The 19,821-nt window shown below is 46.0% G+C and carries 13 protein-coding genes and 2 pseudogenes; 7 read left to right on the top strand and 8 right to left on the bottom strand.

All coding sequences use genetic code 11. The features are described 5' to 3' along the window. A pseudogene (locus LW728_RS23175) lies at positions 1-99 on the top strand (IS982 family transposase); the annotation flags it as partial. Between the two features lie 14 nt (positions 100-113). On the opposite strand, the pseudogene fabG reads toward LW728_RS23175, so the two are convergent. Together fabG and LW728_RS09960 are read right to left on the bottom strand one after the other, a co-directional pair. After that, positions 114-629 (bottom strand): annotated as a pseudogene (gene fabG, locus LW728_RS09965) (3-oxoacyl-ACP reductase FabG); the annotation flags it as partial. 82 nt (positions 630-711) lie between these two features. Continuing rightward, positions 712-1,737 (bottom strand): ABC transporter ATP-binding protein, encoded by a 1,026-nt coding sequence (locus tag LW728_RS09960; protein ID WP_287766529.1) that lies wholly within the window; start codon positions 1,735-1,737, stop codon positions 712-714. A gap of 310 nt (positions 1,738-2,047) precedes the next feature. On the opposite strand from LW728_RS09960, the gene LW728_RS09955 reads away from it, so the two are divergent. From LW728_RS09955 to LW728_RS09940, 4 genes are all read left to right on the top strand, one after another. Continuing rightward, positions 2,048-2,932: an all3515 family Zur-repressed PEP-CTERM protein gene (locus LW728_RS09955; protein WP_287766527.1), complete on the top strand. Its 885-nt coding sequence runs from the start codon at positions 2,048-2,050 to the stop codon at positions 2,930-2,932. A 199-nt stretch (positions 2,933-3,131) separates the two neighbouring features. Then, entirely contained in the window at positions 3,132-4,163 is a 1,032-nt protein-coding gene (gene lpxD / locus LW728_RS09950; RefSeq protein ID WP_287766525.1) for a UDP-3-O-(3-hydroxymyristoyl)glucosamine N-acyltransferase, read from the top strand. Positions 4,164-4,255: 92 nt separating this feature from the next. Further along, positions 4,256-5,797 carry a gamma-glutamyltransferase gene (locus tag LW728_RS09945; protein ID WP_287766523.1) on the top strand — a complete coding sequence of 514 codons (1,542 nt, stop codon included), beginning with the start codon at positions 4,256-4,258 and terminating at the stop codon, positions 5,795-5,797. A 68-nt stretch (positions 5,798-5,865) separates the two neighbouring features. Continuing rightward, positions 5,866-7,401, top strand: coding sequence for a TolC family protein (locus LW728_RS09940; protein ID WP_287766521.1), 1,536 nt, complete (start codon positions 5,866-5,868; stop codon positions 7,399-7,401). A gap of 54 nt (positions 7,402-7,455) precedes the next feature. Here LW728_RS09940 and LW728_RS09935 read toward each other — a convergent pair whose 3' ends face one another. Continuing rightward, positions 7,456-7,794, bottom strand: a complete 339-nt coding sequence (locus LW728_RS09935; protein WP_287766520.1) for a hypothetical protein — start codon at positions 7,792-7,794, stop codon at positions 7,456-7,458. Positions 7,795-7,962: 168 nt separating this feature from the next. Further along, positions 7,963-9,939, bottom strand: a complete 1,977-nt coding sequence (thiO, locus tag LW728_RS09930; RefSeq protein WP_287766519.1) for a glycine oxidase ThiO — start codon at positions 9,937-9,939, stop codon at positions 7,963-7,965. A 147-nt stretch (positions 9,940-10,086) separates the two neighbouring features. Here thiO and LW728_RS09925 point away from each other — a divergent pair, with 147 nt between their 5' ends. Beyond that, positions 10,087-10,713 (top strand): DUF2301 domain-containing membrane protein, encoded by a 627-nt coding sequence (locus LW728_RS09925; protein ID WP_002799919.1) that lies wholly within the window; start codon positions 10,087-10,089, stop codon positions 10,711-10,713. Positions 10,714-10,990: 277 nt separating this feature from the next. Here LW728_RS09925 and LW728_RS09920 read toward each other — a convergent pair whose 3' ends face one another. The 4 genes from LW728_RS09920 to LW728_RS09905 form a co-directional block, all read right to left on the bottom strand. Then, on the bottom strand, positions 10,991-11,989 hold the full coding sequence (locus LW728_RS09920) for a nitrate ABC transporter ATP-binding protein (RefSeq protein WP_287666884.1): 999 nt from the start codon (positions 11,987-11,989) through the stop codon (positions 10,991-10,993). Positions 11,990-12,263: 274 nt separating this feature from the next. Further along, positions 12,264-14,270: an ABC transporter ATP-binding/substrate-binding protein gene (locus tag LW728_RS09915; RefSeq protein ID WP_287766518.1), complete on the bottom strand. Its 2,007-nt coding sequence runs from the start codon at positions 14,268-14,270 to the stop codon at positions 12,264-12,266. 258 nt (positions 14,271-14,528) lie between these two features. Further along, on the bottom strand, positions 14,529-15,356 hold the full coding sequence (ntrB, locus tag LW728_RS09910) for a nitrate ABC transporter permease (protein ID WP_287766516.1): 828 nt from the start codon (positions 15,354-15,356) through the stop codon (positions 14,529-14,531). A 151-nt stretch (positions 15,357-15,507) separates the two neighbouring features. Then, positions 15,508-16,830, bottom strand: coding sequence for a CmpA/NrtA family ABC transporter substrate-binding protein (locus tag LW728_RS09905; RefSeq protein ID WP_002799913.1), 1,323 nt, complete (start codon positions 16,828-16,830; stop codon positions 15,508-15,510). A gap of 1,232 nt (positions 16,831-18,062) precedes the next feature. Between LW728_RS09905 and LW728_RS09900 the strand changes: the two genes are divergently transcribed. Continuing rightward, complete coding sequence (locus LW728_RS09900; RefSeq protein ID WP_287766513.1) at positions 18,063-19,805, top strand: ABC transporter ATP-binding protein; 1,743 nt, start codon at positions 18,063-18,065, stop codon at positions 19,803-19,805. Positions 19,806-19,821 lie beyond the last annotated feature (16 nt).

Raw genomic sequence — 19,821 nt, 5'->3', positions numbered from 1 at the left:
AATTTTTGCGTTAATCTTCTCTGTGGTTTGATTGCTTACTGTCACCAGCCGAAAAAACCCTCCTTGAAGATGGAATGGGCTTTACCCCCCGCTGCTTAACCCGAACTGGGGTTAATATTAGTCTGTTTGGTTTCTTCTGCGATCGCTTGGGTTAGAGCCACTACCGCCGCTTTCGAGGCACAATAGGCGGCCAAATTTGCCCCCGGTTGTACGGCGCCACGAGAACCGATAGTGACGATACGACCATAATTATGAAGTTTCATCGAGCGTAAACAGTGTTTACACAGTAAAAAAGTGCTATGGAGGTTTAAATCAAACATTTTTAGCCAATCTTCATAGCTAAACTCCTCCGTCGCCCCCATGGTAAAACCCCCGACTAGATGAATTAAAACATCGACCCGACCGAGATCATCAATTAATCTAGCCACGGCAGTTTCTTGGGTTAAATCCACCCTGACAAAGCGAATACGCTCAAATTCCGCCGCACTCAGCCGAGATTTCAGGCGACCTACCTCCCTTTCCTCTCGATAGGTCATGGTCAGATGACCGCCATGGTGTAAAACCGCCGGAGTGACTCCTAAACCCAGTCCCCCCGTACCGCCGGTCAGCAATACCCGTTTATCTTTCATATTGATTGATAGATAGTCGATCGCTCCAATTATAGGCGATTTAACCTGGCAATTGGGCAATACTACAGCCTTGCTCGCCGGACTAGGATTCCTTCATCGCTTGTTTTTTCTCCGCCTTCAGGTCGCGACTGCTGGCGGCGGCAATTTCCGCATCCATCAGGGTGCGTCCGGTGGCCGCTAGATAGACATCATCGAGACTAGGACGGGATTGGGCCATGCTGAACACGGGTAATCCCGATTCGGCTAGGGTTTGTTCAATTTTGCTTAAAGGATTGCTATTGGCCGTCACGATAAGATTAAGGGAGTTACCCTGGGCGGTATTAACTATCACTTCCTCGACAAAAGGCAGACGGGATAATAATTCTTTCGCTTGGAAAGCTTCTTCCTCTGGGGAAAATTCCCGCACTTTTAAGGTGATGCGATCGCCACCCAGTTGTTCCTTTAGTTGTGAGGGGGTACCGCGAGCGATGACGATACCATTGTCGATAATTGCCAAGTTATCGGCCAAAGCGTCGATTTCTTCGAGATAATGGCTGGTAATTAATACACTGGTTCCGGCCGCCCGCAATTGTCGCAGAAAATCCCAGACAATCAAACGACTTTCGATATCGAGGCCCACAGTCGGTTCATCCAGCACTAAAACTTCCGGCTGATGCAATAATCCCGCCGCTAAATCCAGCCGTTTTTTGATGCCGCCGGAATAGGTCCCCGTTTTTTTGTCGGCGTATTCCTCTAATCCTAAAAGATTTATTAATTCTTTGATGCGCTCTCTTGACTTTTGAGCGGGAATGTGATATAGAGCCGCTTGTAGTTGCAACAGTTCCCGGCCAGTGAGCATTTTATCGAGGGCGACTTCTTGGGCAACGTAACCCAGGCGTTTACGGGCGGATTTGGGGTTATTCAGGGCATCGACACCCCCCACCTCGATTTTGCCGCCATCGGGTTTAGCAAGGGTACAAAGACAGCGAATTGTGGTGGTTTTCCCCGCACCATTGGGACCGAGTAAACCGAAGATTTCTGCCGCTTTCACGGTAAAGGAGATATCTTTAACCGCTGCTGTCTGACCGTAGGATTTTTTTAAGTTTTTGATCGCCACCGCAAGGGTCATAAGCTGATTTTCGCCCACTTGAGCGAGACAATTTTTTTGTTAACTTTCTCGGTCTATTTTAACCCAGATTCCCCACTGCAAAACCTAACACAGCCTTGTTGATCTTTTCCGATCAAGATAAACTTTGACGGGATTTGGCCTCATTCCCAGAGAACCTGCTGCTGTTCCACCGTTGCCTGTTGGCCCGGGCAACTTATTCCGACAGCATTGTTCACGTTAACTTAAATTAACTTTTTTGGCAAAAGTGAATCGGAACAAGGGTTTTTCGCTAAATTGATAATGATTATCATTCTAATTAATGAGAGAAATCATGGTTCTACAGGTCTCTAGGGTAGGATTAGTTTGTGATGCGAATAAAATCCGCAAAAAAAGCCCTACATCTCCATTTATCGCCGTTAGCTTCATTTTATCGCTTTCTTTCGCCCTGGTAACTGTGGCTAAGGCGGAAGAGCCTGCTATTGGTCAGAGTTTGCCCGAATTTTATATCGGGGTGGATAATCAAATCACCTTAACTCGGGGCATCTATGAGGGATTAGCCAATCCTAACTATAACCGGTTAACTCTTCTGGTTGCTCACCGAGAGGGAAACCCTCATTTTCACGGTATCGGCACTTACAGTTATTCCGGCCCGTCTGGTAATCCGGTAGTTAATCCGACTAACACCAATAATCGCATTCCTGAGACTTCTACAGGATTGCCTCCTCTCTCCTTAATTGCAGGACAAGGAATTTTTCAGAATAGTTTTGTTAGTGCTGCCACTGGGGAGGAATATAGCAATCTACTGATGCAATCAGTGGCAACTATTAATAATTCCTCTGACTTGGGAGAACAAGCTCTTTTTAACAGTTCTGGGGGACGGTGGAATCGGTCTTTAGGTAATGCCAACCTATCCTTACAACTGTTAGAGATTAGTGATGGATTAACAGTAGCTAACTCTTTAGGACAGACAATTTTAGCTAATGCTGGCGATATCTATGCGATCGGTACTGGTGATAACTTCTCCTTTTTACCGAAGTTTCTTGCCTCTCGACCGGGAAAATATTCAGCCAGTTTTAAGCTGGTAGATCTTAGCCTTTCTTGGGGAGAGTCAGGAATTTTTAACCTAGATTTTCAAACAGTTCCCGAACCATCAACTCTGATCGCCTTAATACTGTTCGGATCAATTTTATTAACTCGATCGAGCAGTAAAAACTAAAACCAATCGGTTTTGGAGAGAGCCAACTTATCTCCAAAACCGCTCTAGATCGAGATCGGCTTTATTGAAATGGAAAACAGGGATTATTCCCTAAAAAACTAGCAACTTTTTTGACTATAATAACGACAAGATTATCAGTATAGTTTTAGACTGTTAGACCATCCTATCATCAGCCCTATCTCGATCGCAGTATATATTTATGAAATTTAGTGAAATTGCCCAAAAATTAAGCCCTTTAGTCTCTGCTCACAGTTTAACTGCCTATCCCGACAGAAATCCCCAAATTAAAGCCATAACTCCCATCGAAACCGCCCTAGTCGATACGATTAGCTATATCGAAGGGGGAAAATTTGCTGCCTTTGTCGCCAAAACTGAGGCTACTGCCCTAATTCTGCCCCTGGATGCCAATTTACAACAACAGGCCGACGAACGCGGCATCCCTTGGTTAGCTAGTGCCAATCCCCGACTTTTATTCGCCCACGCCATCAAATTATTCTATCAACCCTTTCAGCCCCAACCCTACATTCACGCCACCGCCGTGGTGCATCCATCGGCTAAAATCGGCCATAAAGTCGCCATCGGGGCCCATGCCGTGGTGGAAGCCAATGTCACCCTCGGTGATGGGGTGTGCATTCATCCTAACGCCGTTGTTTACCCCGGGGTGCATATTGGTGATCGCACAATTCTCCACGCTAACTGTACTATCCATGAACGGGTACAAATAGGCAATGATTGCGTTATCCACAGTGGTGCTGTTATCGGTGCTGAGGGCTTCGGTTTTGTGCCGGTTCCCGAAGGCTGGTTTAAGATGGAACAATCGGGTATCGTGGTCTTAGAAGATGGGGTGGAAATTGGCTGTAATAGCGCCGTGGATCGCCCGGCAGTGGGAGAAACCCGCATCGGTAGCCAGACTAAGATCGATAATCTCGTCCATATTGCCCATAATTGCCAAATTGGCCAAGCCTGCGCCCTAGCAGGACAGGTAGGCATGGCAGGAGGCGTAAAAGTGGGCAATCGCGTTATTTTAGCGGGACAGGTGGGCATTGCCAATCAAGCGGTGATCGGGGATGGTGCGATCGCAACAGCCCAAGCTGGCATTCACAACGATATCGGGGCAGGAGAAGTGGTTTCTGGCTCTCCCGCTATCCCCCATAAGCTATTCCTCAAGGTAGCAGCCGCTTACAAGCGTTTACCCGAAATCTATCAAGCGGTTAAGCAGTTGCAAAAATAGCCCTATTCAGGGGACAGGAGACGGGAGACTCCGAGACAGGAGACAGGAGATTATTTTTATTTATTCTCCCTTCTCCCCACACCCCGATCAAAGTGACTGGCAAAAGCAAGGGCGCTATCGCCGCAGGACATCCAAAAACTGCCGAAGCTGGACAATTAATCTTAGAAATGGGCGGCAATGCCTTCGATGGGATTGTTGGCTCGATTTTAGCGGCTTTCGTGGTCGAATTCACCCTCGCTTCGGCGGGGGGCGGCGGTTTTTTACTAGCACATACCAAAGAAAAAGTCAATACCCTTTTTGATTTTTTTTGTCAAACTCCAAAATATAAAAAACCCTTGACAAAGATCGACTTTTACCCAGTGGCGATCAATTTTGGTGGTGCTAGTCAAGATTTTCACATTGGTCGAGGTGCGATCGCTACGACCGGGGTGTTACGGGGATTGGAAACAGTGCAGAAAAAACTGGGAAAATTACCCTTTGCCGTGGTAGCAGAACCAGCGATCGAATATGCTCGTCAAGGCTACATTTTGAGCCAATATAACGGCTTTTGCCTGGGTTTACTCGCTTCGATCCTGCTCAAAGATAGAGAGGGTTTAAAAGTCTATGCCCCGCAAGGAAAACTCCTGCAAGCTGGTGATCGCTGTGTGATGAGGGATTTTGCCAACAGCTTAGAGGAATTAAGCAAAAAAGGCGTAAAAGACTTTTATGAGGGAGAAATCGCCCACCAAATCGCCAGGGATATGCAGGAGGGCGGTTATCTTACCCTAGAGGATTTAAATCATTACCAAGTCCTTGAGAGAAAACCCCTAAAAACCGAATATCGGGGGTACGAAATACTGACTAATCCGCCGCCTAGTTCTGGGGGAATTCTCCTAGCTTTTGCCCTAAAATTACTGGAAACAGTCAATTTATCGGCTTTAGAGCATCTAGGGAACAAACATCTGCAAATTTTAACAGAAGTGATGGCCTTAACCAATCAAGCTCGCGCTCAAGGCTACGATAATTTTATCCATCAGGAGGGAATCGAAGAGGAATTCCTCTCATCAGAATTTTTAGGCAAATATGCCAATAAATGGGGCAGTACCACCCATATTAGCATTATCGATGGGGAAGGTAATGCCGCCAGTGCCACCTTTTCCAACGGCGAAGGATCAGCTTATACCGTGCCGGGGACGGGAATTATGCTCAATAATATGATCGGGGAAGCGGACTTAAATCCCTTTGGTTTTCACAATTGGCCCGTTGATCGTCGTTTATCCTCAATGATGTCGCCGACGATGATTTTAGAAGAAGGAAAGCCGCGATTTGTTCTCGGTTCTGGGGGTTCCAATCGCATTCGCACCGCTATTTTGCAGGTTATTAGTAATTTAATCGATTTTCGGCAATCTTTAGCCGATGCGATCGGTGCCTCGCGCATACATTGGGAAAATCAACAATTAGGAATTGAACCCCTAGAAGATCGGGAAAATCTGCTCGAAAATCTGGTTTTACCCGCAAATACTCAAGTAACCCGTTGGCAAGAACAAAATATGTTTTTTGGGGGTGTGCATGGGGTGGCAGTGAATGAGCGGGGGGAATTAACCGCTACGGGCGATCCGCGTCGGGATGGAGTAGGATTATTGATTAGTAATTAGTAATCGGCCAACATAGTGGTGTGAGCTTGTTTACTTCTTATCGTTTACTGTTTACTTTTGAGATACTCATGTTGCTCTTGCGTTATGGTATTACCGTGAGTGCGGTGCTTGGGTTGATTTTCTTGGCTGAATCCTCGGTTAAGGCACAAACTCAGTCCGCTGCCGATTTATTGAAGAAACCCCGACCTACTGCCAATCCCGTTTCTCAATTACCCGGTCCATCGGCGGCACCGGCAACCACGGAAGCGGATCCCAAAGCCCCCAATTATCTTAATCCTAGTGGCAATCCCCTAATTTTTCCCACCAAACCAGATGAGGTGAATATTAGGGTAGTACAACCGATCAGCTTAAATCAAGCGATCGAATTAGCTTTAAAAAATAATCAGACCTTACAGACAGCCCGGGTCGATTTAGAAATCGCTCGCGCCCAATTAAAGGAACAACAGGCGGCTTTATTACCCACGGCCCAAGCGGAAACCAGTCTCACTCAAGATCAATCGGCAGTTGCCCAAAGACAGAATAACTTGGCTCGTCAACAGGGAATCCCAGCCACTACACCGGAAGATAGTACCAACTTTCAGGGTAGTGTTAGCATCGTCTATGGGGTTTATACAGGGGGTGAACGGTCAGCCCAGATCAAAAGGGCCGAAAAGGTCATCCGGCAACGGGAATTAGAGGTGGAAAGAGTCTCGGAACAAACTCGTTTTGATGCCACCGATGCCTATTATGAATTACAGAGGGGTGATGCTCAGGTAGCGATCGCCCAAGCCTCGATCGAGGATGCTAGTCAAAGTTTACGCGATGCTCTATTATTGGAGCAAGCGGGACTAGGAACCCGATTTGCTGTTCTACAGGCGGAAGTTGACCTCGCTAACGCTAACCAAGACTTAACCCGGGCGATTTCTACCCAGCGTATTTCCCGACGGCGACTGGCACAGATATTGAGTGTCGGTCAGCACATCGAGTTAACCGCTGCCGATGAGATTCGCGAGGCGGGAACTTGGGGCTTAAGTCTTAATGATAGTATCGTTTTGGCCTACAAAAATCGCGCGGAATTAGAACAACAACTCTTACAACGGGAAATTAGCGAACAGGATCGCTCGATCGCTATTTCGGCGGTGATTCCCCAAGTGGACCTTCTGGGCGAGTATAATGTCCTCAACGATCTCAGTGATTCTGCTGGTTTTGGCGATGGTTTTAGCGTTGGCGGCCGGATTCGCTGGACTTTCTTTGATGGTGGTCGTGCTTTTGCTCAGGCCCGTCAAGCGGAAAGAAATATTGATCGCGCCGATACGGAATTCTCCCTCCGTCGCAATGAAATTCGCCTTCAGGTGGAGGAATACTACTATAATTTGATTTCTAACCAAGAAAACATCAAAACTTCGCAAAAAAGCATTGAATCAGCCACGGAAAGTCTGCGATTAGCCCGTTTACGCTTCCAGGCCGGTGTGGGAACCCAAACGGACGTGATCAACTCCCAGCGGGATTTAACCGATGCCAGAAGTAGTTATCTACAGGCGATCGTTGATTACAATAAATCCTTGAATAGTCTCCAGCGAGCGATTAGTAATTTACCGGATAATCGTTTGTTTGAAGTGCGTTAATTGTGCGATTTATTGATGTGTGGTGTGGGGGGAGATGGCTAAATCTCCCCTATTTTAACGGGTTTCGATGATTCTAATCTGTTGTTCCCGCAATTGCTGCCGGGTGGGAGTTTCCTGTAGTTTTTGCAACTGCGGACGCAGATTATTACAACGAGAGGAATTAATGCTACCGCATTGATTTTCGATCGTGTTCTGTCGCCGCTGCTCGATTTGGGGACTGGTGCGAAAGTCTAATTGCTGATTGTATTGGGGATATTTTTGGTAAGTACAGGATTCAGCCTCAGCTAAACAACGCTCACTGATAGGCAATTGGGCCACGACTAGGTTGCCGCTAACGCAAACCCAACCCAGACCCAGAAAAAAACCTGATAATAAAGAATTTTTAGTGATCATCGCCAATATACCTCGCTGATCAAAAAATATGTTCTCAGGATTGGCGGCCATGACGCTAATTGCCCGGCAGATTCTCGGTCATGATTCCACCTGTTTTATTTTAGTCAATTTTTCTGGCCATGCCCACGATAGCTGAAAACAGCCCATTCCTAGCCTAAGATCACTGGCTTAGGCGATTGTTCCCGTCTGGGGGGAACTAGGACTAGCATAGGACTTAATCGGCATTCTTCCCGCTAAATAGGCTAAACGTCCCGCTTTTGCCGCCATTGCCATGGCTTGCGCCATCATAGCTGGATTGGCCGCCATAGCGATCGCACTGTTAATTAATAAAGCATCGGCCCCCATTTCCATGGCCCGGGCCGCTTCTGAGGCTGTACCGATCCCGGCATCTACCACCACGGGAATTTTGGCCGATTCGATGATAATCGCGATATTTGCCTCATTTTTCAGCCCCTGTCCCGACCCAATCGGCGATCCTAGGGGCATAACCGTGGCGCAGCCAGCCTCCTCTAAATGTTTGGCTAAGAGAGGATCGGCGTTAATATAGGGCAGTACGGCAAAACCTTCTTTAACTAATTGTTCCGCCGCTTGCAAAGTTCCGATCGGATCGGGTAATAAATATTTAGGATCGGGAATAACTTCGAGTTTAATAAAGTTATTGTCTTCCTGTCCCAATAATTTGGCCATTTCTCGCCCTAAACGAGCCACGCGAATCGCTTCTTCGGCCGTTTGACAACCGGCAGTGTTGGGTAACATCCAGATTTTCGACCAATCAATCGCTTCTGCTAATCCCTCATGACCGGGTGCGTTCGTTTGTACTCGTCTAACGGCGACGGTGACAATCTGACATTCACTGGCAGTAATACTTTCCTGCATAGTGGTCAGATTGGCATATTTGCCAGTCCCAGTCATCAAGCGGGAGTGAAAGGTTTTCCCGGCAATGGTGAGACTATCATTCTGGGGCGATAAAAGTGCTTGGGGTTTATTCTCAATAATAGTTAAGGACATAGGTGGAATAGTAACGGGTGATGGTTGATTAAAGCGATCGCAGCTAAAATGGGTCAAAATGGGATTAACTTTGTCATTAATCACCAGGTCAGCAATTAAGGAAGCAGTGACAGGAGCGAGTAAAATGCCATTGCGATAGTGACCGGTGGCTAAAATCAGGTTATCACAGCTACTGCGGCCTAAAATGGGTAATTCATCCGCTGTACCCGGACGGAATCCCCACCACATTTCCTCGATTTCCCAGTCAGCTAAAGGGGGATAGAGACGGGTGGCCCGCTCAAACAGGGTTTGCAGTCCTTGGGGTGTATTACCCGTTTGCCAGGCCACTGTTTCGGAAGTGGCCCCGATAATTAAACGACCATTGCGACGGGGAACTAGATAGGTTTGCGGACCGAATAAAACCCTAGCTAAGGTCTGGTTAGGGGGCATTTTTACTGCGGCCATTTGACCTTTGACGGGATGGATAGGGAGGGGTAAAAGTTGACTCGTCCAGGATCCTGTCGCTAAAATGTAAATTTTTGCTTCTAATTCCCCAATTGAGGTATAAATACTCTTGACTTTTCCCTGCTTTTGTTGTATAGCGTGGACTTCTACCCCTTGGCGAATTTCTACCCCTAAATTTTCGGCCGCTTGTTGCAGCGCAGTCACTAGCTGCCGGTTGTCCACTTGTCCATCGTCGGGATACCACCAACCACCGATCACATCTTTACCTAGTCCGGGTTGGTAGAGATGAACTGCATTGCTGTCTAACCAAATTTTATTAACTTCCTCGGTAGTAACGGGCTGATCTAGCTCGTAAACGGGAGCAAGAATACCACAGGGATAGTAACCGCTGTTTATCCCCGTTAAATCCTCGATTTTGCGGCTCCATTCTGGATATAACCAGCGCGATTGTAAACAAAGATCGAGAAAGGGACCCGGGGGAATCCCCTCCGCATGGGGGGCCAACATTCCCGCAGCCGCACGACTAGCGGCCTGAGCTATATCTCGAACTAGGAGGGTAACTTTTGCCCCGCGCAATTGCAAATCGACGGCGATCGCTAATCCGATGATACCACCGCCCACGATCAAAATTTCGCTAGTTGAGTTCTTGACCCTCCCATGGCTAAAAGCGAGGGATTCTTGGTTCAACGACATGGCTTAAAAATCTAAAGGAAGTGTAACCTTGATCCTAACTCGCAATTAGTCAGCCGAGAGGGGGAAGAAGTGAGGCTACTGGCATAATTTAAGCTTAAGATGATTTGTAGTCAATCTTTTCTAAGCTTCCCTTTTTCTTTAGAGCTTATGACTTCCCCTGCTGTCGATCGAGTTTATCAAGGTCAATTCGGAGAGTTTACGATTACGGATAGCGATCGCCTAGGCGTGCGTCTCTACCGTCTGGGGTTAAATTTAGCGGCTTTTAGTTTCGCTGTCGCTACAATTATAGTTCTCAGCCGACCGCAATTACTGCCCCTGACCAACCTTTTATACATGGGTTTTTGTCTGGGGTTAGGCATCAGTTTATTGACTATCCATATTTATTTAATTCCCCTCCATCGTCTCCTGCAAGTTTTTTGGCTAATTGGGGCGATTACTTCCCTAATTTTCAGCCTTTATTATCAACTTTCTCCCCTAGAATTTGTCTATAACCATCCGGTGAGTTTATTCGGTGTGGGCTTTATTTTTGCTAGTCTCACGGGGATTTATTTCAAAGAAGCTTTTTGTTTTAATCGTCTAGAAACCAAGTTTTTAACCCCTCTAGTTCCCAGCCTTTTACTCGGTCATCTTTTGGGGATATTGCCCTTAAATTGGGAAAAGGGGCTATTAATTCTCTGGGCGACTTTATTTGTTATCTTTGCTCTGGGAAAGTTAAGCCAACCTCTCCCCAACGATATCGGTGATAAATCGGTTTTTGAACATCTTAATCATTGACTCACTCTCCAGAGATTAAAATCCATTCTAAGATACAGTCTTGCGGGCGAGTGAGTGGAACGAACCACTCCAGACACAAAGGACACAAAGATCGATCACTACTATATAAGTTAAACTGATCGGGTTTCAGCTTTTTGTTCTTTGTCTCTTTCTGGTTTATCCTTGGTCAGTAATCAGTAAACAGTAATCAGTGAAAAGACAGTAGGAAACTTCTATTTAATACTGTCACTTAAAACTCAAATCTGATAACTCAAATCTGATAACTGATAACTGTTACTTATCTGGAGTCCTCGATGGTAGCCGGATTAGCAGTATTGGCAGTCTTGCTGGTGAACATTTGTATCAGACTAAAACCGACAAAAGCGAGTAAAGCTATGCCACCAATAGCAGTAACAATTTTACCCACGAGATTTTCTGTGCGGGGTTGTTCGGGGGCATCCTCGTTAGGATCTTCCGAATGGGCAAAACGATTGTAGAGGAAATCGAGAGCTTCATTGCGGAGTTCGTAGTAACGGGGATCCTCGGTAATTTGGGAACGAACCCGGGGACGAGCAAAAGGCATCTTTAACACCTCACCGATTTTAGCGCTTGGGCCGTTGGTCATCATCACCAAGCGATCGCACAAGAACAAAGCCTCATCGATATCGTGGGTAATCATCAACACGGTTAACTGGTTTTCTTGCCAGATTTTCAGCAATTCTTCCTGTAATTCCTCTTTAGTGATCGCATCTAAGGCCCCAAAGGGTTCATCGAGGATGAGGACTTGGGGACGAATGGCCAGGGCGCGGGCGATCGCAACCCGTTGTTTCATACCTCCCGATAATTGGGGGGGTTTTTTCTGGGCTGCTTCTGTCAATCCCACTAAGGATAGATTTTCTTCCACGATCTTCACCTTCTCAGCCTGAGATTTTTCGGGATAAACGGAATTAACCCCGATATAAACGTTCTCAAAGGCAGTTTTCCAGGGCAAAAGCGAATAATTTTGGAATACCATCATCCGGTCTGGTCCTGGTTCCTTAACCTCTTTATCCTGTAGCAGCACTTGCCCACGACTAGGAGAAGAAAACCCCGCCACCATATTTAAAAGGGTCGATTTACCGCAGCCGGAGTGACCGATAATGCAGACAAATTCCCCCTCATTGACTTGCAGCTCCACACCGTCTAAAACGGTGTAAACCCCTTCGGGGGAGGGGTATTCTTTGGCAACATTACTAACTAATAAAAAAGGCTGGGTGGTGGTGCTGGAATTCACGGTCTTATCGGTAAAAGTTTGCATATTCGTCCTAGATTTATTTTAAGGTGAGCAAAGCCCACCACAACCATTAATTCGGGTCTGCTGAAAAAGTTTTTCGTGGGGTGTGGGGTGTGGGGTGTGGGGTGTGGGGTGTGGGGTGTGGGGGTTTTAGAGATTTTCATCTGGTCAATTACCTAATTTTCAGGGAAAAAGTCCAGGGATTTTCCCCCCGATCACTCCCATATCTCGTACTTTTTGATTGCCAAAAAGTCTAAAAGTTTTACCCAACAAGATTTTTAGATTTATTCAGCCAACCTTAATTAGCGACGGGATCATCGAGGAGAACTTCTGAGACGCGATAATCGCGACGGATGGAAAAACGTTCCAGATAGCCGATCGGATCGTCGGGATTGAAAATAAGATGATCAAAGAGGGCGAAACTGTGGCGATCGGGTTCCAAATCGGGAAGACCCAGGGACCGGCAAGCTTCACCAAACAGATCGGGACGACGGACGCGTTCAATCACTTCCACCCAGTTGCGGGGGAAAGGTGCGTAACCCCAACGGGCAAGCTGAGTTAGGGTCCATAGGGCCTCACTCCGGCCTGGACAGTTAGCTTGATCGACGTAAAACTGATTAAATCGGAATAGGGGTTCAGGGGCAGTTCCTAAACCGCGATCGTAACCATCGAGAAAACCGGGGCGGATAATTGCGCTATCCACGCCCACATACTGGGGCTGACTGAGAATATTAACGATATCTTCTCGATTACGCTGATCATCGCAGTATTCGCAGGCTTTAATTAAAGCTTTCACCATGGCGATATGGGTTTCGGGATGTTTCGCTGCCCAAGTTTCCTTGACTCCGAGAACTTTTTCTTGGTGTCCGGGCCAAATATCAAGATCGGTGGCGATAACGTAGCCTAATTTTTCGTGAACGGCGTAGGAGTTCCAGGGTTCCCCCACACAATAACCGTCGATCTTACCCGCTTTTAGTAAGGAAACCATTTGAGGCGGCGGAATTACGGCTAAATTGACATCACTATCGGGATCGATGCCGCCACTAGCTAACCAGTAGCGTAACAGTAGATTGTGCATGGAGGCGGGGTGAACCATGCCGAAAGTGGCGATTTGGTCGGGACTTTGCAGGAGGGCCCCCTTTAAGTCCTCCAGTTTTTCTACCCCCAATTCCCTGTATTTATTGCTGAGGGTGATGGCGTTACCGTTGCGACTGAGTACCAAAGCACTAATCACGGGGACAGAGGGCTTATTGCCAGCTCCAATGGTCATGCTGAGGGGCATTCCCGCCACCATCTGGGCTGCATCGAGACGACCGGTAGCCACTCCTTGGGCGAGCGCTTTCCAGTTGGGTTCCCGTTGTAGGAGAACATCCTCTAATCCTTCCTCGGCGAAGAAACCTTTCTCTTTGGCGATAATAATCGGGGCGCAATCGGTGAGGGGGATAAAACCGATGATAGGATTGGTTTTCAGTCGGGTAGCTTGGCCGATCACCGTCACTGGACCGGTGGGTTGACCGACTTTCTTCGATCGCTTCTGTTGGTTAAGGAAGTAAACGATCTCGTTACGGAGGGAGTAGTAACTGGGATGGTTAACTACTTCTAAACGATGCCGGGGACGGGGAATGGGAACATCGAGAATCTGACCGATATGGGCCTCCGGACCGGTGGTTAACATCACCACTCGATCGGATAGTAATAGGGCTTCATCCACATCGTGCGTGACCATGATACAGGTAACGTGGCTTTCTTCGACGATTTCCATTAAACGTTCCTGTAAATTGCCTCTGGTTAACGCATCCAGCGCCCCAAAGGGTTCATCGAGTAGCAGGACTTTTGGCCGTAGAGCTAGGGCGCGGGCGATCGCTACCCGTTGTTTCATGCCTCCCGATAATTCTCCCGGTCGTTTGTTGGCGGCATGGCGCAGGTGTACCATATCGATACTATGTTCGATGACACTTTTGCGTTCAGCAGCCGGTAGATGGCGCAGCACGCGGTTAACTCCTAGGGCGATATTTTCCCGGACGGTTAACCAGGGCAGCAGCGAATAATTCTGGAAGACCACCATGCGATCGGGACCGGGACCTTTAATTTCTTTTCCCTCTAAAATCACCCCTCCCACCGTCGGGCGATCGAGTCCAGCGACCATATTTAAGAGGGTGGATTTCCCGCAACCGGAGTGACCGATTAAAGAGATAAATTCCCCTTGAGTAACGCTGAGATCGATATTTTTTAGGGCGATATATTGACGGCCATCGGGGAGAGGGAAAACCTTATCAATGTGATCGACTTCAATAAATGCAGACATTTTCAGTTATCAGTTATCAGTTATCAGTTATTAGTTATTAGTTATCAGTTATCAGTTATCAGTTATCAGATTTGAGTTTTTAAGTGTGCAGTATTAAATAGCAGTTTACTACTGTCTTTTCACTGTTTACTGTTTACTGATAACTGTTTACTGTTTAGGCTCTCTTGGAGATTGGCTGAAAAATGTTCACCATACATTGCGCTTGGTGTGGCTCTTTTTTCGACAAGATTTGCCGATCACCATAACCTCAAGAGAGCCTTATTTATTTTCTTCGGGTACAACTAATTTAGCGATGTAGGCCATGAGGCGATCGAGTAAGAAACCAACAATACCCACATAAATCAGAGCGAGGATAATTTCACTGATCATGGAACTATTCCAAGCATCCCAGATAAAGAAGCCAATTCCCACGCCACCGATCAGCATTTCTGCCGCTACAATCGCCAACCAAGATAAACCGATACCGATTCTTAATCCCGTGAAAACGTAGGGAACGGTGGCGGGAAAAAGAATATTGAAAAAATATTCAACTTTGGATAATTTTAGCACTCTAGAGACGTTTTTATAGTCTTGGGGAACCTGCTGTACTCCCACGGCTGTGTTAATAATAATTGGCCAAATTGCTGTAATAAAAATTACAAATATGGCACTAGGTTCGTTATTACGAAAAGCCGCTAGGGAGATGGGTAGCCAAGCTAGGGGGGGAACGGTACGCAGGATTTGGAAAATCGGATCGATCGCATCATAAACTAGGGCGCTACTACCGATTAAAATTCCCACGGCGATGCCAACAATAGCGGCAAGGGTAAAACCGACGGCCACCCGTTGTAAACTGGCGAAAATTTGCCAGAATAACCCCACATCCGTGCCACCATTATTGAAAAAGGGATTAATAATTAATTCCCAGGTATCGCTAACAACTTTGGTGGGACTAGGGAGGGGAGCATCGGGACTAAAACAGATTATTTGCCAGATGACGAGGAAAATTAATAAAGCAATCGCCGAAGTTGCTAGTTTGGATAATTTTTTTTTCAGGTCTTTTACCCATTTTGTACCTTGAGAACGACGAGAAATAGAAACAGCCATAATCAGTTATCAGTTATCAGTTATCAGTGGTTCAGTTATCAGTGGTCAGTGGTTCAGTGATCAGCATCAGCATCAGTGATCAGTTATTAATTACCAGTTATGAGCAAATCATCTTTAACTGTTGACTGGTTACTGATCACTGAACACTGATTTAAACCTTTTTAATCTTGAGAGATTTCAGGTAAGCTTGGGGATTTTCGGGATCAAATTTCACGCCATCAAAGAAAGTTTCCACACCGCGAGAGGTAGAGGTGGGAATTTGATCGGCTGGAACATTGAGGGCTGTGGCGGCTTCTCTCCAGATATCTTCCCGGTTAACCTTATCAACTAAAGCTTTGATGTCCGTATCGGCGGGAATATAGCCCCAACGGATGTCTTCAGTCACAAACCAAGTATCATGACTCTTGTAGGGGTAGGAAGCGTTATCAGCCCAGAATTTCATGGCTACGGGGCTATTTTCGATTTTGCGACCATCACCGAAATCGATATTACCCTGCATTCTTCCCAAGATATCGGCGGGGTCAATTTTCAGCCATTCCCGTCCTGAAATAATCTCGCACATTTCCTTAACATTAGCGGGATCGTTGCACCATTGCTGCGCTTCTAGAACAGCCATAGTTAAAGCTTTTGCCGCTTTGGGATTTTTATCCACCCAATCGGCGCGTAAAGCGAAAGCTTTTTCGGGGTGATCCTTCCACAGTTCCCCAGTAATCAAGGCCGAATAACCGAGTTTTTTGTTAACTAATTGGGCGTTCCAAGGTTCCCCCACACAGAAAGCTTGCATCGTGCCGACTTTCATGTTAGCCACCATTTGTGCCGGAGGAACAACAATTAGGGATAGATCTTTATTCGGATCGATGCCGCTGGCGGCTAACCAATAGCGCATCCAGAGATCGTGAGTACCACCGGGGAAAGTGACGGCGGCTTTAACTTCTTTGCCCGCAGATTTAGCTTTAGCGAAGGATTCTTTCAGTACACCGCTATCGAGGGCAACTTTTAGATCCATGTATTCGTTAGCCACAGAAATCGCTTGACCGTTGGTATTCAAACGCGCCAGAATATACATTGGTACGGGCTGTTTGGTGATTTTGCCCAAGGTCATTAGGTAGGGCATGGGGGATAAAATATGCGCCCCATCGATACCGTTACCCACCGAACCTAATTCGAGGTTATCCCGGGTTGCAGCCCAAGAGGCTTGTTTCATCACCTGTACATCGGGCATCCCGTGTTTAGCGAATAAACCTTTTTCCTTGGCGATAATTAAGGGGGCAGCGTCGGTGAGGGCAATAAAACCTAGTTTAGCGGTGGTGACTTCGGGAGTTTCTCCACCGGCAGCGGGGGAAGCGGCAGGACTGCCGGCCGGGGAGGGACTGGTCGCGGTATTATTGGGAGTGGCGCAACCGTGGAGAATTGCTGTTCCTACGGCAGTTGCCCCGGCAGTGAAGATAAATCTACGTCTAGAAAGTTTACTCATGGACTAAAAAATCGTGATTAGAAACTAAACAAAGGTGATGAAACGGTGAAAAATTCTCATTACTTCCCCTAACTGACTGCGGTGATAACCGAGAAAATTTCTTGAAAGTAACTGTTGATTCAGTAAGGAGGCTTTGACTATTTTTATCTCTTGATCGCTTTTGCTTCTCCATCTGGGGAGATTTAGCAGTAGTTTTTGTCTAAGAGATTTTTTCTAGAAGCATAACAGTTTTGAGGAGTGGATAGATAGATAGGGGCGGTTTTTGGTCATCTGGGCTAGAAAGATCAGTTTATTTCAGGGTTATCACCGAAGCAATTAACTTAAATTTACAGTCTTCAACAGGAAAATTCGTATAGATTGTTACAAAATATTGCCAGTCATGTAATAAAAGCATAAAAATTTGTCTGAAACGCATGGTAGGGCGATGGGGATTTTTTAGCTATCTTGACTCAGTTATCGGGTTTGAGTTTGCAGTTCACTGATTATCGGTTGGGTGCATCTCACATTTGTGAATCTCTCCCAGTTATGATGACCAGCAGCAGTTATTAAAAGAGGGCGAAGGCAATTCGCTCCTACAATAATATTATTGCGCCAATGGTAGGGGCGCATCGTGGTCAGTGAGTTTATCGAACTGCGTGCGCCCAAAATGTAATAAGCTGCCCGGGTATTTAAGTAGCTGGTTATAATTAAATTAAAAATGGATTTTAGGTTCGATCCCCCCTGCCCCCCTTGATAAGGGGGGTGCCGATCCCCCCCTTAGTCCCCCCTTTAATCCCCCCTTAATAAGGGGGGCATCTGACAACTTTTAACGCCTACCTACTTAAATTGCTTGTTGAGATGAGGCACTCTTGCACTCTGGCAACAGTAAAGGGATTGAGGGAGATTCAGCTAATCTAAGAATAAGCGGTTTAAATACGTCTTAGCTGATTGAATTTTGGCAGCATCAAACAGAGGTAACTTAAATGTCGGACAAACAAAAACGACAGGTTCAGAAAAACGACGGCTATTAAGCTAAAATTGATAAACCCCCCGGTAAACCGCCCACGGGTTGTTCTAATGTTAAACCGCCACTAAATCAGGACAAGGAGAAAAATAACCCACTGATTATCTATGCCCCCTAACTGATAACTGATAACTGATAACTGATAACTGATAACTGATAACTGATAACTGATAACTGATAACTGATAACTGATAACTGATAACTGATAACTGATAACTGATAACTGAATATGGCTTATTCTCGCATTAAAAAACTAGCAAATTATCTACGTCCCCATTGGCAAATAGTAACTTGGGGGGTAGTTGCTTTGCTTGTTGTTAATCTTTTGGGTGTTTATATACCGCTTTTAATCCGGGATAGCATCGATGATTTAAGTAAATCCTTTGACTTCCAAAAAATCATTTACTATGTGATTTTTATTATCGCTTTAGCCTCGATTATGTGGTTTATCCGCATGATTTCCAGAGTGCTATTATTCGGGATCGGTCGTCAGGTAGAGTTCGATCTTAAACAAAAAATCTTTCAGCATTTATTAACCCTTGAACCTGCCTATTTTTCGCGGCAAACTTCAGGAGATTTAATCAACCGTGCCACTAGCGATGTGGATAATATCCGTCGTCTGGTGGGTTTTGCTTTGCTCAGTTTGGCTAATACTTTTTTTGCCTATGGTTTAACTTTGCCCGTAATGTTAGCGATTCATATTCCCCTTTCAATCGCCGCTATTTCTGTCTATCCTTTGATGTTAATTGCTGTGCAGTTATTTAGTGGTCGTCTGCAGCGGCAACAGAAAAAAGTACAAGAAAAACTCTCACATCTGAGCGATTTAATTCAAGAGGATATGAGTGGTATTACTCTGATTAAAATCTATGCCCAAGAAGGTAACGAGCGCCTAGCATTTAAGCAAAGAAATCGTGAATTACTACAGGCTAATTTAGATTTAGTCCAGACTCGTAATTTTCTTTTTCCCCTGATTGAAGCTTTAGCCTATGTAAGTTTATTGGCCTTGCTTGCCCTGGGTACTAGACAAATTATAGCGGGTAATATCACCATTGGGGACTTTATTGCTCTGTTAATTTTGGCGGAAAGATTAGTTTTTCCTACTGCTTTATTAGGTTTTACTATTACTGCCTACCAACAGGGAGAAGTGAGTATTGATCGCCTAGAAACTATCCTGTTAGCCGAGGCTAAAATTAAAGACAATGCCGATTGTATTCACTTAAAAAATATTCAAGGAAAAATTACCGCCAAAGCCTTGACTTTTTCCTATCCTGATGCTAGGGAACCGGCCTTAAAATCTCTTTCTTTTACCATTAATCCGGGGGAAACAGTAGCGGTTGTCGGTGCGATCAGGTCGGGAAAATCTACCCTTGCTAACGCTATTCCCCGTCTATTGAATATTGCCGAGGGACAGTTATTTATTGATAATCAAGATGTGACTCAAATTGCTCTTGAAGATCTGCGAAAAGCGATCGCTTATGTTCCCCAAGAAAGTTTTTTATTTAGTACCACCATCGAAGATAATATCCGTTACGGCGATCCGCTGCTGAATTTTCCAGCAGTGAAATCGGCGGCCAAACAAGCGAGAATTGAGGAGGAAATCGAGAATTTCCCGCAAAAATACGGAACTTTAGTGGGAGAACGTGGGATTACTCTTTCTGGGGGTCAACGTCAACGGGTCTCTTTAGCGCGCGCTTTAGCCATCCAAGCACCGATTTTAATCCTTGATGATGCCCTATCTAGCGTCGATAATCAAACGGCCACGGCTATTTTGGAAAATCTCGCCCAAGAAAGCCAAAAAACCGTGATTTTTATCTCCCATCAATTATTGGCCGCTGCCACTGCTGATCGCATTTTTGTCATGGATCGCGGAGAAATTGTCCAGATGGGAACCCACGAGGAGTTAATCGCAGTCCCCGGAGTCTATCAAAATCTCTGGCAACGGCAGCAGTTAGAGTCTAAGGTTTTAGATTAGCCGATAAAATAGGGAA

The sequence above is a fragment of the Microcystis sp. 49638_E5 genome (genome assembly GCF_021300285.1).
GTDB classification, from domain to species: Bacteria; Cyanobacteriota; Cyanobacteriia; order Cyanobacteriales; family Microcystaceae; genus Microcystis; species Microcystis aeruginosa_C.
This window is presented reverse-complemented; position numbering and strand designations above follow the sequence as displayed.